The organism is Micromonospora sp. WMMC273 (assembly GCF_027460285.1).
Classification (GTDB): Bacteria; Actinomycetota; Actinomycetes; order Mycobacteriales; family Micromonosporaceae; genus Micromonospora; species Micromonospora aurantiaca.
Genome location: NZ_JAPZBE010000001.1, coordinates 3,978,483 through 3,994,528, shown reverse-complemented (window position 1 = coordinate 3,994,528; position 16,046 = coordinate 3,978,483). Strand labels below are relative to the sequence as shown.

14 protein-coding genes are annotated in these 16,046 nt (G+C 73.5%); 7 read left to right on the top strand and 7 right to left on the bottom strand.

Features of this window, described 5'->3' with window-relative positions; genetic code table 11:
* Position 1 precedes the first annotated feature (1 nt).
* Positions 2 to 601, bottom strand: a complete 600-nt coding sequence (locus tag O7611_RS18330) for a thymidylate kinase (RefSeq protein ID WP_269697298.1) — start codon at positions 599 to 601, stop codon at positions 2 to 4.
* A gap of 114 nt (positions 602 to 715) precedes the next feature.
* On the opposite strand from O7611_RS18330, the gene O7611_RS18325 reads away from it, so the two are divergent.
* Positions 716 to 1,276 (top strand): dihydrofolate reductase family protein, encoded by a 561-nt coding sequence (locus tag O7611_RS18325; protein WP_194803066.1) that lies wholly within the window; start codon positions 716 to 718, stop codon positions 1,274 to 1,276.
* A gap of 4 nt (positions 1,277 to 1,280) precedes the next feature.
* Here O7611_RS18325 and O7611_RS18320 read toward each other — a convergent pair whose 3' ends face one another.
* Positions 1,281 to 3,113, bottom strand: a complete 1,833-nt coding sequence (locus tag O7611_RS18320; RefSeq protein WP_194803067.1) for a thiamine pyrophosphate-requiring protein — start codon at positions 3,111 to 3,113, stop codon at positions 1,281 to 1,283.
* Positions 3,114 to 3,215: 102 nt separating this feature from the next.
* Here O7611_RS18320 and O7611_RS18315 point away from each other — a divergent pair, with 102 nt between their 5' ends.
* The 3 genes from O7611_RS18315 to O7611_RS18305 all read left to right on the top strand — a co-directional run bounded on the left by O7611_RS18315 (position 3,216) and on the right by O7611_RS18305 (position 7,429).
* Positions 3,216 to 4,028: a TrmH family RNA methyltransferase gene (locus tag O7611_RS18315; protein WP_228532936.1), complete on the top strand. Its 813-nt coding sequence runs from the start codon at positions 3,216 to 3,218 to the stop codon at positions 4,026 to 4,028.
* Positions 4,029 to 4,073: 45 nt separating this feature from the next.
* Entirely contained in the window at positions 4,074 to 5,525 is a 1,452-nt protein-coding gene (argG, locus tag O7611_RS18310; protein WP_194803069.1) for an argininosuccinate synthase, read from the top strand.
* A gap of 104 nt (positions 5,526 to 5,629) precedes the next feature.
* Complete coding sequence (locus tag O7611_RS18305) at positions 5,630 to 7,429, top strand: PucR family transcriptional regulator (protein ID WP_442929356.1); 1,800 nt, start codon at positions 5,630 to 5,632, stop codon at positions 7,427 to 7,429.
* A 220-nt stretch (positions 7,430 to 7,649) separates the two neighbouring features.
* On the opposite strand, the gene O7611_RS18300 is transcribed toward O7611_RS18305, so the two are convergent.
* Positions 7,650 to 8,999 carry a hypothetical protein gene (locus O7611_RS18300; protein ID WP_194803071.1) on the bottom strand — a complete coding sequence of 450 codons (1,350 nt, stop codon included), beginning with the start codon at positions 8,997 to 8,999 and terminating at the stop codon, positions 7,650 to 7,652.
* An 83-nt stretch (positions 9,000 to 9,082) separates the two neighbouring features.
* On the opposite strand from O7611_RS18300, the gene murD reads away from it, so the two are divergent.
* The gene (murD, locus tag O7611_RS18295; protein WP_194803072.1) at positions 9,083 to 10,429 is read left to right on the top strand and encodes a UDP-N-acetylmuramoyl-L-alanine--D-glutamate ligase; all 1,347 of its coding nucleotides are present in this window, start codon (positions 9,083 to 9,085) and stop codon (positions 10,427 to 10,429) included.
* 1 nt (position 10,430) lies between these two features.
* Here murD and O7611_RS18290 read toward each other — a convergent pair whose 3' ends face one another.
* From O7611_RS18290 to O7611_RS18280, 3 genes are all read right to left on the bottom strand, one after another.
* Positions 10,431 to 11,006: a DUF6114 domain-containing protein gene (locus O7611_RS18290; protein ID WP_269697297.1), complete on the bottom strand. Its 576-nt coding sequence runs from the start codon at positions 11,004 to 11,006 to the stop codon at positions 10,431 to 10,433.
* Position 11,007: 1 nt separating this feature from the next.
* Positions 11,008 to 11,637: a DUF6230 family protein gene (locus O7611_RS18285; RefSeq protein ID WP_135241096.1), complete on the bottom strand. Its 630-nt coding sequence runs from the start codon at positions 11,635 to 11,637 to the stop codon at positions 11,008 to 11,010.
* 183 nt (positions 11,638 to 11,820) lie between these two features.
* The gene (locus O7611_RS18280; protein WP_269697296.1) at positions 11,821 to 12,576 is read right to left on the bottom strand and encodes a TetR/AcrR family transcriptional regulator; all 756 of its coding nucleotides are present in this window, start codon (positions 12,574 to 12,576) and stop codon (positions 11,821 to 11,823) included.
* 349 nt (positions 12,577 to 12,925) lie between these two features.
* Here O7611_RS18280 and O7611_RS18275 point away from each other — a divergent pair, with 349 nt between their 5' ends.
* The gene (locus tag O7611_RS18275) at positions 12,926 to 13,612 is read left to right on the top strand and encodes a Tat pathway signal sequence domain protein (RefSeq protein WP_194803075.1); all 687 of its coding nucleotides are present in this window, start codon (positions 12,926 to 12,928) and stop codon (positions 13,610 to 13,612) included.
* A gap of 57 nt (positions 13,613 to 13,669) precedes the next feature.
* On the opposite strand, the gene O7611_RS18270 is transcribed toward O7611_RS18275, so the two are convergent.
* Positions 13,670 to 14,632, bottom strand: a complete 963-nt coding sequence (locus O7611_RS18270; RefSeq protein WP_194803119.1) for a hypothetical protein — start codon at positions 14,630 to 14,632, stop codon at positions 13,670 to 13,672.
* A 117-nt stretch (positions 14,633 to 14,749) separates the two neighbouring features.
* Here O7611_RS18270 and O7611_RS18265 point away from each other — a divergent pair, with 117 nt between their 5' ends.
* Complete coding sequence (locus O7611_RS18265) at positions 14,750 to 16,045, top strand: aspartate aminotransferase family protein (protein WP_194803076.1); 1,296 nt, start codon at positions 14,750 to 14,752, stop codon at positions 16,043 to 16,045.
* The last annotated feature ends 1 nt before the right edge of the window (position 16,046 follow it).

The following is a 16,046-nucleotide window of genomic DNA, read 5'->3' as shown; positions in this document are numbered from 1 at the left end:
CTCACCGCCGCGCCGCACGCACCGCCGCATCGAGGGCGGCGGCCACCTCGTCCGGGGTGCCGTCGCCGTCGAGCGTGACGAACGAGCCGAACTCCGGCAGCGCCCGGTATGCCCCGTCCAGCGCGCGCAGGTGCGCCAGCTCCTCGGTGTCGATGGCCCGCGCGGCCACCCGCCGCTGCGCCACCTCGGGCGAGGTGGCCAGGAAGCACACCACCGCCGGGCGCGGGAAGACCGCGTAGACGGCGCGCACCACGTGCCGTCCCCGGTCGCCCCGGGCCGCCATGATCACGTCCTGGCACCAGGTCCACCGGTCCAGCACCGCCACCCGTCCGGTCAGGCGGGCCACCGCCACGGTCCGGGCCATCGCCGCCGCGCGCACCGTCGCCTCCAGGGCCGGATAGACGGTACGACCGAACAGCGCCACCCCGTCGGCGCGACCGAGTGCGCGGGCCAGCCGGTTCCACAGCGGCCGGCCACCGGCGTTCTCGAAGTACCGCGCCCGGACACCCCGCTCCCGCAGCCGCGCCGCCAGCGCCCTGGCCTGGGTCGTCTTGCCGGAACCGTCGACACCGATCAGTGCGATCATCAGGGGGCGGGCCACGCCCGCAGGCTAGCCGGAAATCGACGACGCCCGGTTGTCGGATCCGGGCGGGCGGCTCCGACCCACCGGTGAGCGCGCCCGGCCGGGACGCGCCGCGACGCGGAGGAACACATCATGGGCAACGTCATCTACGGGGTGCACACGTCGGTCGACGGCTTCATCGAGGGCCCGAACGGCGAGTTCGACTGGCCGGAGATGGGAGAGGAGCTGTCCGCGTATTCGATCGGGCTGGCCGAGCGGGCCGACGCCTTCGTCTACGGGCGGCGGGTGTGGGAGATGATGTCCTCCTACTGGCCGCAGGTCGAGTCGATCTCCGACCACCCGCACGACCTGGCGTTCGCGCCGGTCTGGCGGCGTACCCCGAAGGTCGTGGTCTCCCGGACGCTCGCCGAGGCGGGCCACGGCGCCGTGGTGGTCGGCGGTGGCGACCTGGCGAAGGAGTTCGCCGAGGTCCGCGAGCGGTTCCCCGGCGACCTGCTGGTCACCGGCGGCACCGGGGCGGCGACGGCGCTGGCCGCGCTCGGGCTCGTCGACACCTACGAGGTGATCGTGCACCCGGTGGTGCTCGGCGGCGGGCGGCAGGTGCTGCCCGGCCTGGCCCGGCAGGGCCTGCGGCTGGTCGAGACGCGCGCCTTCGACGCACGGTCGGTGCTGCTGCGCTACGCGCGGGCCTGACGCCTCAGCGGCCCCGGCGGCGGGGCCGGTACGTGGCGAGCGCGGCCGGTACGCCGCGCCGTACGATGCCGGCCCGGTCGCTGTCCCCGCGCAGCACCGCGGCGGCGGTCTTGCGGGCCTGCTCGGCGGTGAAGTGCGGCGGAAGCATCAGCTCGGCCGGGTCCACCACGGCGTTCACCACCACCGGGCGGTCCGCGTCGAGTACCCGCTGCCACAGGCCGTCCACCCGGCCGGGGGAGTCGACCAGCTCACCGCCGAGGCCCAGCACCTCGGCCCACCTGTGGTACGCCACATCCGGCAGGTCCTGGCTGTCCGGGAACATCGGCGTGCCCTCGCTGGAACGCTGCTCCCAGCTGACGAACGCGAGATCCCGGTTGTTGAGCACCAGCACCACGAACCGCGGGTCGGCCCACTCCCGCCAGTACTTCGCCACCGTGATCAGCTCGTTGACGCCGTTCATCTGCATCGCGCCGTCGCCGAGCAGCGCGATCACCGGCCGGTCCGGGTGGGCGAACTTCGCCGCCAGCGCGTACGGCATCCCGCCGCCCATCGAGAGCAGCGTGCCGGAGAGGCTGGCCAGCATGCCGGGGCGCACGCGCACGTGCCGGGCGTACCAGGCGGTGGCGGTGCCGCAGTCGACGGCGAGCATGGCGTCGTCCGGCAGCGCGTCGTCGAGCGAGGTGAACAGCGACTGCGGGTTGACCGGGTCGGCGGGCTGGGCGGCGACCTCGCGTTGCGAGGCCCGCCACTTGCCGGTGGCGTCGGCGAGGGTGGCCCGCCAGGCGGTCGGGCCCGGCCCCGGGCCCAGTTCCTCGAGCAGGGCGCGCAGCGTCGGTCCGGCGTCGCCGGTCAGGTTCACCTCGGTCGGGTAGCGCAGCCCCATCCGGGTGCCGTCGATGTCGATCTGCACCGCCCGGGCCTGGCCCTCCGGGGGATAGAACTCCGAGTACGGCATCTGGCTGCCGACGATCAGCAGCCTGTCGCACTCGCGCATGAGCTGCCAGCTCGGGCGGCTGCCGAGCAGGCCGATCGCGCCTGTGACCCACGGCTGGCGGTGGTCGACGGCGGTGAAGCCGAGCAGCGCGGTGGCGACCCCGGCGCCGAGGCGGTCTGCGATCCGGCGTATCTCGTCCACGGCGCCCAGCGCGCCCTGCCCGACCAGCATCGCCACCCGCTCGCCGCCGCGCAGCACCTCGGCGGCGCGGCGCACGTCGGCCTCCGGCGGCACCGTCGGCTCGCTGCTCGGCACCGCGCTGGTGTGGTAGTAGCCGTGGGCGTGCGGCGGGTGGGGCACCGCCGGCAGGTCCTGTACGTCCGACGGCAGGACCAGGGCGGTCACGGTACGCCGGGCCAGCGCCGTGCGGCAGGCCCGGTCGACCAGGTGCCGGGCCTGGGACGGGTCGTCGAGCTGGGCCAGGAAGGCCGAGGCCACGTCCTTGTAGAGCGCGAGGAGGTCCACCTCCTGGTAGTAGCCGCCGCCCTCGGCGGGCAGCGCGGTGTGCCCGAGCAACGCCACCACCGGCTGGTGGTCGAGTTTGGCGTCGTACAGGCCGTTGAGGGCGTGGATCGCGCCCGGGCCGCTGGTCACCACCACGCAGCCGAGCGGGCCGCCGCCGTACTTGACGTGCGCGCCGGCCGCGAACCCGGCGGTCTCCTCGTGCCGGACCTGGATGAACCGGGCCCGCCCCTCGGCGCGCTGCAACGCCGAGGTCATGCCGTTGATCCCGTCGCCCGGGTAGCCGTAGTAGCGGTGCACGCCCCATTCGGCGAGCCGGGCCACCAGGTAGTCGGCGACTGTGGCGTCGCGGGGGAGGTTGCCGTCGTGATCCGCGCCCATCCTGGTTCCTCCGTCACCGTCGGCCTCCCGGCTTGCTTCCCCGCCCGGGACGCCGGAAACCCGGCCCGCGCCGGAGCGGCCGGGCGGGCCGGGCAGAATCGCCTGGTGCCCGTCCACGAGATCACCGACCCCGACGACGACCGGATCGCCGACTACCGCGCGCTCACCGACGTGGAGCTGCGTACCCGCTGGGAACCGCCGCACGGGTTGTTCATCGCCGAGGGGGAGCTGGTGCTGCGGCGGGCGCTGCGGGCCGGCTACCCGGCCCGGTCCTACCTGGTCGACGCGAAGCGGGTGGACCAGCTCGCCGACCTGGACACCGGTGACGCGCCGGTATACGCGGCCACGCCGGACGTGCTGCAGCGCGCCACCGGCTTCCACGTGCACCGCGGCGTGCTCGCGTCGTTCCACCGCAAGCCGCTGCGCTCCGCCGACGAGGTGCTCGCCGCCGCCCGGCGGGTGGTGATCCTGGAGGACGTCAACAACCACACGAACCTGGGTGCGATCTTCCGGGGCGCCGCCGCGCTCGGCGTCGACGCGGTGCTGCTGTCCCCGACCTGCGCCGACCCGCTGTACCGGCGCAGCGTACGGGTCAGCATGGGCGAGGTGTTCGCGGTGCCGTACGCCAAGCTCGAGCGCTGGCCCGCGGGGCTGGACCAGGTCCGGGCGGCCGGGTTCACGGTGCTCGCGATGACGCCCGCGCCGGATGCCGTACCGATGCAGCGGCTGACTCCGGCGCAGCGGGTGCGGGCGGCGTTGCTGCTCGGGGCGGAGGGGCCGGGGCTGACCGCGGCGGCGCAGGCGGCCAGCGACGTGCGGGTGGTGATCCCGATGCGGCGCGGTGTGGACTCGCTGAACGTGGCGGCCGCCGCGGCGGTGGCGTTCTGGGAGCTGGGGCGTGAGGACGCGCTCTGACGGACCAGCTTGCATGACCATGCGAGACCGTGCATAATCTTCCTTGTGTCCAAGGTTCTCACCTCCCTGCCCATCGGCGAACGTGTCGGCATCGCCTTCTCCGGCGGCCTCGACACCTCGGTAGCCGTCGCGTGGATGCGCGACAAGGGCGCCGTCCCCTGCGCCTACACCGCTGACATCGGCCAGTACGACGAGCCCGACATCGCGTCGGTGCCCGGCCGCGCGCTCAGCTACGGCGCCGAGGTCGCCCGCCTCGTCGACTGCCGCGCCGCCCTGGTCGAGGAAGGGCTGGCGGCGCTGACCTGCGGCGCCTTCCACATCCGCTCCGGCGGGCGGGCCTACTTCAACACCACGCCGCTGGGCCGCGCCGTGACCGGCACGCTGCTGGTCCGCGCGATGATCGCCGACGACGTGCAGATCTGGGGCGACGGCTCGACGTTCAAGGGCAACGACATCGAGCGGTTCTACCGGTACGGCCTGCTGGCGAACCCGCAGCTGCGGATCTACAAGCCGTGGCTGGACACCGACTTCGTCACCGAGCTGGGTGGGCGCACCGAGATGTCGGAGTGGCTGCTGGAGCGCGGCCTGCCCTACCGGGACAGCACCGAGAAGGCGTACTCGACCGACGCCAACATCTGGGGCGCCACCCACGAGGCCAAGACGCTCGAACACCTGGACACCGGCATCGAGACGGTCGAGCCGATCATGGGCGTCAAGTTCTGGGACCCGACCGTGGAGATCCCCACCGAGGACGTCACCATCGGCTTCGACCAGGGCCGCCCGGTGACGATCAACGGCAAGGAGTTCGGCAGCGCCGTCGACCTGGTGCTGGAGGCCAACGCCATCGGCGGCCGGCACGGCCTGGGCATGTCCGACCAGATCGAGAACCGGATCATCGAGGCCAAGAGCCGCGGCATCTACGAGGCCCCCGGCATGGCGCTGCTGCACGCCGCCTACGAGCGGCTCGTCAACGCCATCCACAACGAGGACACCCTCGCCAACTACCACAACGAGGGCCGCCGCCTCGGTCGCCTCATGTACGAGGGCCGCTGGCTGGACCCGCAGGCGCTGATGCTGCGCGAGTCGCTGCAGCGCTGGGTCGGCACGGCAGTCACCGGCGAGGTCACGCTGCGGCTGCGCCGGGGCGAGGACTACTCGATCCTCGACACCACCGGCCCGGCGTTCAGCTACCACCCGGACAAGCTGTCGATGGAGCGCACCCAGGACTCGGCGTTCGGCCCGGCCGACCGGATCGGCCAGCTCACCATGCGCAACCTGGACATCGCCGACTCCCGGGCGAAGCTGGAGCAGTACGCCTCAGTCGGCATGGTCGGCGGCGGCACCCCGCAGCGGGTCGTCGGCGCCGCCCAGGCGGCCTCGACCGGGCTGATCGGCGCCATGCCGCAGGGCGGCGCCGAGGCCATCGCGTCCCGGGGCGTGCCCACCGCCGAGGACGAGGCGCTCGACCGGGCCGCGATGGAGTTCGGCGTCGACTGATCGCCATCCTTCGTTCCGTCCGCCCGCCGGTCCCCGCCTTCTCGGCGGGCCGGCGGGCGGTGTGGCTTTCGGCAACGGTGGTGACGCAGGGTAGCGTGTCGCCCGTGTTCCCTACCGTGCGTGAGGTGCTGGAGCTGGTGCCCGTGCGCCACGGCGCGCCGCGCCTGGTCGCGGGGAACGCCGGACTGGACCGGTCGGTGCGCTGGGTGCACATCGCCGAGGTACCCGACATCGCCACCCTGCTCGGCGGCGGCGAACTGGTCCTGACCACCGGGATCGGCCTGCCGGGCGACGACGCCGGGCTCCGCGAGTTCATCGGTGCCCTGGCCGACGTCGGCGTCTCCGGGCTGGTGGTCGAACTGGGCCGCCGCTACGTCAGCGGAGTCCCACGGGTGATGGCCGCCGCCGCCGAACGACGCGGACTGCCCCTGATCGAGCTGCGCCGGGGCACCCCGTTCGTCCGCATCACCGAGGCGGTGCACGCGCTGATCGTCGACGCCCAGCTCACCGAACTGCGCGCCACCGAGGAGATCCACCAGCGGTTCACCGAACTGTCAGTGGAGGGCGCCGAACCGGCCGAGGTGCTGCGGCAGGCCGCCGAACTGGCCGGCTGCCCGATGGTGCTGGAGAACCTGTCCCGGCAGGTGCTCGCGTACGACCCGGCGGGGGAGAACGCCCAACTGCTGCTGGACGGCTGGGAACGGCACTCGCGGCAGATCCGCCCGCCCGGGCGCACCGCGTACGACCCGGACAGCGGCTGGCTCGTCACCACAGTCGGCGCGCGGGGACAGGACTGGGGACGGCTGCTGCTGCGCTGGCCGGCCACCGAGTCCACCCCGCCGACCCGGCTGACCATCCTGATCGAACGGGCCGCCTCCACGCTGGCGCTGGGCCGGCTGATCCGGCGCGACGCCGAGGGGCTGGAACGGCAGATCCACCGCACGCTGCTGACCGCGCTGATCGACCACACCCGCCCGGTGGACGAGGTGGCGCTGCGCGCCAAGGCGCTCGGCGTCGTCCTGGACCGCCGCCACCTGGTCGGCGTCGTGGTCCGCCACCGCGCCGACGAGCCGTCCGGCGACGCGGGCGCCCCCGACGACGAGCCGGCCGCCGCCCGCCGGGGCGCGCGCCGCGACACCGACGCCGAGGACCCGGAAGCCGGCCCGGCCCGGCTGCGCGACCTCGCCGAGGCGGTCAGCCAGGCCGTCCGGGACGCCAAGCTCACCGCGCTGACCAGCCCGCTCGACGACCAGGCCGTGGGCGCGCTGCTGGCGCTCCCCGACCCGGCCGCCGAGGAGAAGGCACTGTCCGCGTTCGCCGCGGCGTTGCGCCGGGTACGCCTCGACGCCGCCCCCGCCGCCCGCCCGGCGTCCCGCCCGTCGGAGTCGCCTGACCGTCCCGCCGGACGGGCCGTCGCGTCGGGGAGCGCGCGGCCGGTCGACGCGCCGCCCCGGGCCGCGATCGTGGTGGCGGCCGGGTCCGGTGTGAGCAGCCTGCGCGAGGCACGCCGGTCACTGATCGAGGCGCGGCAGGTCGCCGAGGCGGCCCGGCGGGATCCCCGGGATCTGCCCTGCTACCGGCTGCCGCACGTGGGGCTGGCCGGGCTGCTGCACCTGTTGCGCGACGAGCCCCGGTTGCAGACGTTCGTCGAGCGCGAACTCGGGCCCCTGCTCGCCTACGACGCCCAGCACCCGCGGGAGCAGTTGCTCGGCACGCTGCGGGCGTACCTGGAGCAGGGGCGGAACAAGTCGGCCGGCGCCGCCGCCGCGCACCTGTCCCGGCCGGCGTTCTACGAGCGGCTGGCCCGTATCGGCCGCATCCTCGACGCCGACCTCGACTCGGTCGACAGGTGCCTGTCCCTGCACGTGGCCCTGCTGGCCCTGGACGCCATCCGCACCCCCTGACCGCGGCCCGCCCTCCCGGGCTGTCCCGCGCCGATCTTGGAGTTGTGGCGCCCGGAATGCCTACTACCACCGTTATCAGAGGTGCCACAACTCCAAGATCGATGGGGTGCGGGGGTGATCATGAGGTTGAGCCGGTGATTCGCCGGAATTCGCACCGTCAAGTTCTTGATCGACGGGGCGGGGCGAGGGCGGGGGCGGGGGCGGGAGGAAAGGGGGTGGGTCAGGTCAGGGCGGTCAGGGTTTTGGCGTAGGGGGCGGGGATGAAGTTGTCGCCGCCGGGGGTGAACACGTCGGAGGTGGCCGCCGCCTGCCAGGCGGTGTCGGGCAGCGCCGCCACCAGGGCGCGTACCACAGGGGCGTCGCGCCACTGGTCCTGCTGGGCGAGCAGGCTCAGCGCGACCACAGACTCCTCCACCTCGCCCACGCACTCGAACGGCTTGTGCCCGTCGATGCCGAGCAGCTCCCGGTAACCGGGGATCTGGGACTCGTCGGCCAGCAGGTCACCGCCGAAGATGCCGGTCAGCCGCTCGCGGGGCATGAACGGCGACATGGCCAGGAACACGAACCGGCACTTCGGGCAGTCGCGGCACCAGCGCTCGCTCGCGTCGCGCAGCTTGAACGCGGCGTTGCAGCTGGTCACCACCGCGTCGTACCGGTCGATCTCGGCGAACAGCCGGGCGATGTGCAGCTCGGACAGGGAGCGCAGCAGCGAGAAGTACGGCTCGGTGAGCCCCGCGTGCTCGGCCAGCGCCGCGCGCAGCAGCCCTTCGGCCTCGACGCCCTTCGACCACTGGTGGTTGATCTCGTGGCCGTTCCAGATCAGGTTCGGGTCGGACGCGGAGCGCTCGTTCGACATCACCACCGGGCCGAGCCCGTGCAGGACGGCGGTGGCCACGGCGATCAGCGAGTTGATCGCGGTGACCGGGATGTGCCCGTTGCGCGCACCGGCCGCGTTCAGCTCGAACAGCACCGGGTCCAGCCGCCGCCGGGCGGCCAGCGGCACCAGGTCCGACGCCTCGTTCACCGACACGATCACGTGGTTCGGGTTGACCGAGAACGGCACCGGGTCGAGGCCGGCGCGGCGCAGCGCCTCCAGCGTGACGATGGAGTCCTTGCCGCCGCCGACAGCCGACAGCGGACGACGGTCGGAGTTGTCCACCGGCACCGCGGGGTCCACGGTGCCGGACGGCACCTCGGGCCGCAGTTCCAGCACGTGCGGCAGCTCGTTGCGGTACGCGTACTCGGCGAGGCCCTTGGTGTAGACGGCGGTGACCAGCTCGACGGCGGCGGCGCCCAGCGGCGCGGGCAGCACCAGCCGGGGCGGCGCGGCGGCCTTGTAGTAGCTGACGCCGGCGACCACGTGCAGCAGCTCCAGCACCCGGGACAGGGTGGCAGCTGTGGCGTCGGAGACCGGCTCGGCCGGCAGCGGAAGCATGATCACCTCGGTGAACCGCTGCTCGCCGTCGGGACCGGTCAGGGCGTAGTCGAACAGGACCTCGCCGGTGGCGAAGTCGATCGAGTAGGACGGGAAGGTGAAGGCGTCCATCCGCCGCAGCTGCTCGTTGGGCACACGCCATACTAGGCCCTGGTTCGTCCGTCCGTGTCCGGCTGGGCCGGACCCTGCCCGCCGTCGACCGAGTCCGAGGAGAGCCCGTGCGCCTGTCTGATCTGCGCGGACGTCATGTCGCCGTCTGGGGCGCCGGCCGCGAGGGCCGGGCCGCGGTGACCGCGATCGCCGCGCACGGGCCGGCCGGCCTGGTCGTCGTCGACGACAGCGCCAACTTCCTCACGCTGCCCTGGGACGGCCCGCTGGCCGCCGCCGCGCCGCTCGTCACCGGCGAGGAGGGCTTCGAGCGCCTGGCCGCCGCCGACGTGGTGGTCCGCTCGCCGGGTGTGCCGAACACCCACCCGTGGATGGTGGAGCTGCGCCGCCGGTCCGTGCCGGTCACGCAGGGCAGCGCGCTGTGGATGGCCGACCACGCGGACCGGACCGTCGGGGTGACCGGCAGCAAGGGCAAGAGCACCACGTCCAGCCTGATCAGTCACCTGCTCACCGCGATGGACCGGCCGAACGTGTTCGGCGGCAACATCGGGGTGCCGCTGCTGGATTTGCCCGAGGCGGAGCTGTACGTGCTGGAGCTGTCCAGCTACCAGTGCTCCGACCTGACCGATTCGCCGCGCGTGGCGGTGGTGACCGCGCTGTTCCCGGAGCACCTGGACGCGCACGGCGGTGAGCGGGAGTACTACCGGGACAAGCTGAACCTGATCGCGCACGGCCCGCACGCCGTCGTGGTGAACGGCGCCGACCCGCGGCTGGCGGCGGAGCTGGGCGACCGGGCCGCGATCCGGGCCGGCTCGCCGGACACCACGCACGTGGCCACCGGGCCGGACGGTACGCAGTGGTTCCACCTGCGGGACACGCCGCTGTTCCCGCGCGCGGTGCTGCCGCTGGTCGGGCGGCACAACGAGGGCAACCTCTGCGTCGCGCTCGCCGTGCTGGACGCGCTCGGCGTCGACGTGGTGGCGCGCAAGGACAGCCTCGCCGTGGCGGTCGCCGAGTTCCAGGGCCTGGCGCACCGGCTCACCGAGATCGCCGACCCGTCCGGGCTCACGTTCGTCGACGACACGCTCGCCACCAGCCCGTACGCGGCCATGCACGCGATCGACGCGTACGAGGGGCGGCCGTTGACGGTGATCGTCGGCGGCGCCGACCGGGGGCTGGACTACAGCCCGCTGCGCGCGCACCTGGCCGATCGGGAGATCACCGTGATCGGCGTGCCGGACAGCGGCCCCCGCATCGTGGAGGCGCTGTCCGGACTGCCGTCGGTGCGTACCGAGCTGGCCGACGACCTGGTCGCCGCCGTCGGGCTGTCCCGCAAGCTCACCCCGGCCGGCGGGGTGGTGCTGCTGTCCCCGGCCGCGCCGAGCTACGGCCGGTTCCGCAACTTCGAGCACCGCTCCGAGGTGTTCGCGCAGGCGGTCGCGGACACCGCCCGCTGAGTCAGCCGCGCTCCGCCCGCGTGTGCCGCGGCGGCCCCGGCTCGGCCGACAGGAGCGCGTCGAGCGACTCGGTGGGCGCCGAGCCGTCCACCGGCTCGCGCGGCCCGGGCGTCGTGCCGGCGGGCGTCGCGCCAGCGAGCGTCGTGTCGGCGGGCGTCGTGTCGGCGGGCGTTGCGGCCGGGCCGGCGCGGGGAGCCCGCCGCTTCACCGGCGTCCAGGCGAACGCGAGCGCCCCGCCGACGAGCGCCAGCAGCATGCCGATCAGGAAGCCGCCCAGGTTCGAGGTGAGCCAGGAGACCAGCCCGAGCACGAGGGAGAGCACCGCGTAGAAGACGCGTTGCTGCGGCGTGGTGATCAGCAGCACGCCGCAGATCACCAGGACCAGGGGGACCAGGTACGCGGCCAGCCCCTGCGGCCCGACGTGCAGCAGCACCCCGAGCGGCGCGCGCAGCGTCACGAGCATCTCCGCGCCGCCGAGCGCGATGAGCAGCCCGGCGGTGAACGGCCGCGCCCGGCGCCAGCGCCGCCAGCGTGTCCGGACGCCGGCGGCGGGCGCCGCGTGCTGTCCCGCGCTCACCTCAGCACCCTTCGGAGCTGAAGCCCATGCGCAGGTTGGGCAGCGTGAAGACGGCGGCGGTGGTGGCGTAGTTGTTCTGCCGCAGGTTGGTGATGGTCACGGTGTCGGCCTGCTGGGCGAACACACCCGGGTTGCCCTTGACCCCGGGGACCTTGTCGACGGTGCTGGCGTCCTGCCCGACGTCGATGTTCTTGAAGGAGGCGTTACCGGCGATCTCGTCGCCGTCGACCACGAGCGTGCGGGCGGAGACGGGCTTGCCGGAATTGCCGGCGGTGATCCGCAGGTTGGTCCCGCCCAGGTTGATGCTCTGGCAGAGATTGGTCAGCTCGGCCTTGTCGATCGCCGAGACGATCACGAGCACCTGGCCGCCGGTGTCGCCCTGGTTGGGGCTGTCCGGGATCATCTGGTCGAGCGTGGCGAACTGCTCGAATCCGGTGCCCTCCAGCTTGTCGGCGGTGACCGTGAACGGCATGCCCGAGATGGCGAACTGCGCGCCGAGCACACCCTGCGCGGTCAGCACCACCATGCCGGCCGCGCCGGCCGCCACGGCGCCGAACGTGACGGCGAACCGGCGCCAGCGCACGCCGCTTCTCGGTTGATCGGTCTCGACCTGATCGATCTGCTCCGACATGCCGGCCCCTTTCGAGATCAATTCATCTGCGACGATGTGAATTGGCTTCGCAGGATGTGCGCGCCGAGGGGCGCAGGCCGAAGTTACCGCTGAGTAAAGGGGCGGTCAACTGCCTGTAGCAGTTCGTTGGGCGGCATTTGCCAAAAGCGGCCAAAGTGAAAAACCGCTGCGGTTTCCGACCGGTCAGGGCTGGCCGGGTGCGCAGGGCGCGGTGGCGGCCGGGCCGTCCTCCGTCCCCGCCGCCCGCGCGACGCGGCCCGCCTCGCGTGGGCCGAGGAACGGCGCGGTCGCCGCGTACGTGAGCGCCGGCAGCAGCGACGGCAGCTCCTCGGCCCGCCCCTGCGCCACCCGCTCACGGATGGTGGCGTGGATGCCGCCGACCACTGTGGACAGCAGCGCGTCCCGGTCCACGCCGGCCGGATCCGGCCCGGCGCCGGCGAAGAACCGGCGGAAGCTGCTCAGTAGCGCATCGCGCTCCCGGCGGGCGTCCGGGCCTGCGGCGTCCACCTCGACCAGCGCCATCCGGGCGAAGGCGGGCACGCTCGCCAGCACGTCGAGCAGCGTACGCAGCGCCGCCCGGGCGGCCTGCGGCCAGTCCGGGCCGGCGTCGCGGTAGGCGTCCTCCATCAGGTGCGACACCACCGCGATACCGTGCCGGTACGCGGCCAGGAACGCGTCCTGCTTGCCGCTGAACAGCGCGTAGAACGCGGGCCGGGTGACCCCGGCGGCGTGGCAGATGTCGCTGACCCGGGCGTTGTCGTACCCCCGGCCGGCGACCTCCCGGACCAGGCCGTCGAAGAGGCGGTCGCGCTGGGTCGCCGCCACCTCCTCGGCCGGCACGCGGCGCGGGCCGCGCTTGATGGCGCGGTCCGGGTCGCGGCCGTGGCGGGCGCCCGGCAGGGGCACGGGCGCCGGCGACGGCGGGCTCGGGACTGTCACTCATCGACCTTTCTTGATGCGTTGACTTTACGACCCTCCGAGGTTTATAACTTTCGACACGCTCAGTTCATGCCTCGTCACCGCTGGTGATCTCTCCTGATCGGTCACCCGAACGCGTCGAAGGAGGGCCGGATGGCTGCCATTATCGCCGCGCGGACCCGTCCCCCCAAGACCGGAGAGACCCAGGTGACGCGGCGACGCCGCACTGCGCCACGCCGCCCGGCCCGCTGAGGCCGCAACGGCGCACCACCACCTGCGGCGGTCCCATTCCGGCCGCCGCACCCACCGGCTCCGTCCACCCCGGACGCCGCCGGCACCGTTTCCTGTCCCACCGCCGGAAGGAACAACCATGCCCAGGTACGGACGCATCGGCGCGGGCCTCGCCGCCCTGGCGCTGCTGACCGGTCTGGTCGGCGCCGCCCCCGCCACCGCCGCACCCACCACCTCGCTCGCCAGCGCCGTGCTGACCTACCCGACCGTCGCCGGCACCGCCGTTTCGGTGGGCGACGTCATCCAGGCCAGCCTCCGCAGCGGCACCAACGCCACGTTCTACTCCTCGACCAGCGGCACCACCGGCATCAAGTGCGCCGCGTCCAGCTTCAGCGCCAAGGTGCTGACCAATCCGACCGCTCCCGGCACCGCGACCGAGAGCCTGACGGCGCAGTCGTTCTCCAGCTGCACGACGAACGTCTTCGGCACCACCGGCGTGCAGAGCGTGACGGTCAACAACCTGCCCTACACCACCTCGGTGACCAGCGCCGGCGTGGTCAAGATCTCCGGGACCACGGCGGCGCCGATCCAGAGCACCGTGGTGCTCAACTCGCTGCTCGGCGCGATCACCTGCGTCTACCGGACCAGCACGAACACGCTGACCGGTACGGCGTCCAACGGCACCAACTCGATCAGCTTCACCAACCAGGTCCTGACCAAGTTCTCCGGGCCGTCGCTGTGCTTCGGCACCGCGTACTTCACCGCCTCGTACTCGCCGGTGAAGGACACCAGCAAGACCGGCAGCCCGGCGGTCTACGTCAACTGACACCCGGCTCTCGGGCCGGTGCGCGGCGAATCGCCGGGCACCGGCCCGGACGCCGGTTCAGCCCGCCGTCAGCGTCGCGTGCAGCGCGCGCATCGACCGCAGCGCCGACCGGATCTCCTGGAGGTAGCGGCCCGGCGTCAGGGTCGGCTCCGGTACGGCGACAGCGGCGCGCGCGGCCGGGTCCACGCCGACCGTCTCGATGCCGCACCGGTACGGCACGGCGAGCGTCCGCAGCGCGTCGCAGTGCTGGAACGGCACGTAGATCGGGGCGGTCACCATCAGCACCGGGTCGTCCGCGCGCAGCCGCACGTGCTCGGCCCAGAACCGCTGCGTGTCGGCGGTGTGCGCGCGACGCCGGTCCGGTTCACTGGACGGCGCGGCGAGCACCCGTACCGGGGGCAGCCCGGCCGGCCGGTACGTACGCGAGGACCAGGCCCGGTGCGGATGACCGGCCGGCTCACCGTGCTCGTCGTCCGGCGCGTCCACGCCGAAGGCCAGCCGTACGCCGGCATCGAGGACGTCCACCTCGGTGGCGCAGCCGGGCAGGCCGGCGGCGTCGAGCGTGCGGGACTCGGCTGCCGACAGCGGCCGGAAGCTGCCGAGCACGGCCACCTCGCCGGTCACCTCGGCCACCGTCCGGGCCAGCGTCGCCGCGTACGCGGTGCGCCGCAGGCAGGCGTGCGCCAGCCCGCCGAGCACCAGCAGGTGCGCGTACCCGGATCGGGCCGGCGCGACCGCGCGGACCAGGCCCAGCGACGCGGCGGCGCTCAGCACCAGTCCGGCGGTGGCCGGGTCGAACGCCGGTTCCCGGGCGTCCGGGCGTTCCCGTCCCTGCCGGAAGTCCCAGCGGCGGGCGGAGAACGCGTCCAGGCCGGCCAGCACCGCCGCGAGGTCGCCGTCGGGCCAGTCGCCGCCGAAGTGCGCCACGAGCTGCCGCACCGGCGCCGACTCCACCCAGGACCGGACCCCGTCGAGCAGTTGTGCCCGCGTCGTCCCCGCCGCGCCGCCCGGCAACGTCACCTGATCCGTCCGCACCCGGCGGATGCTACCGCCGGGCCGACTCGCACAGTGCCGGTTGTCCCGGCCCCGGTCGTGGTGGGAACGTGCGGGGATCCACCTCCGCTGAAGGGTGCGCCGATGACCTCCGACGACCTGCTGGCCCGGCACCGGGCCGTGCTCCCGTCCTGGATGCCGCTCTACTACGCCGAACCGCTGGAACTGGTGACCGGTTCCGGCCGCCGGGTCACCGACGCGGCCGGCCGGACCTATCTGGACTTCTTCGGCGGGGTGCTGACCACGATGGTCGGCCACGACATCCCGGAGATCCGCGAGGCGGTCGAACGGCAGCTGCGGACCGGGCTCGTGCACACCTCGACGCTCTACCTGATCCGGCAGCAGGTCGAGCTGGCCGAGAAGATCGCCCGGCTCTCCGGCATCCCGGACGCCCGCGTCTTCTTCACCAACTCCGGCACCGAGGCGAACGAGGCGGCGCTGCTCGTCGCCACCAACCACCGGCGCTCGCACCAGATCCTTGCGGTGCGCAACAGCTACCACGGCCGGTCGTACGCGACGATGGGCGTCACCGGTAACCGCGGCTGGTCGGCCAGCGCGCTCAACCCGTTGCAGGTGGCCTGGCTGCACTCCGGGGAACGGCTGCGCGGGCTGCTGGCCCGGCTCGACGCCGCCGACCGGGTCGACGCGGCGGTGGAGGACCTGCGCGAGGTGCTCGCCACCCAGACCGCTGGCGACGTGGCCTGCCTGATCGCCGAGCCGGTCCAGGGCGTCGGCGGCTTCGTGCACGGCCCGGACGGGCTCTTCGCCGCCTGGAAGAAGGTGCTCGACGAGCACGGCATCCTGCTGATCAGCGACGAGGTGCAGACCGGGTGGGGCCGGACCGGCGAGCACTTCTGGGGCTACCAGGCGCACGGCGTGACGCCGGACCTGCTCACCTTCGCCAAGGGCATCGGCAACGGCTTCGCGCTCGCCGGCGTGGTCGGCCGGGCCGAGGTGCTGGAGTCGGTGCCGGCGATCAGCTTCTCCACCTTCGGCGGCAACCCGGTCTCCACCGCCGCCGGCAACGCGGTGCTCGACTACCTGCTCGACCACGACCTCCAGGCCAACGCCGCCCGGGTCGGCGCGATCCTGGGCGACGGCCTGCGCGCGGCCACCGCCGGGGTGGACCAGGTCGCCGAGGTACGCGGCAAGGGCCTGATGCTCGCCGTCGAGTTCGTCCACCCGGGCGCCGTGGAGCCGGACGCGGCGCTGACCACGCGGGTCTTCGAGGCGTGCCGGGCCGGCGGTCTGCTCGTCGGCAAGGGCGGCCTCTACGGCAACGTGATCCGGATGGGCCCGCCGCTGACGCTCACCGAGGACGAGGCCCGGGAGGGCCTGGCGATCATCGTCGACGCGATCCGCGCCTCGATCGAGGGGTGAG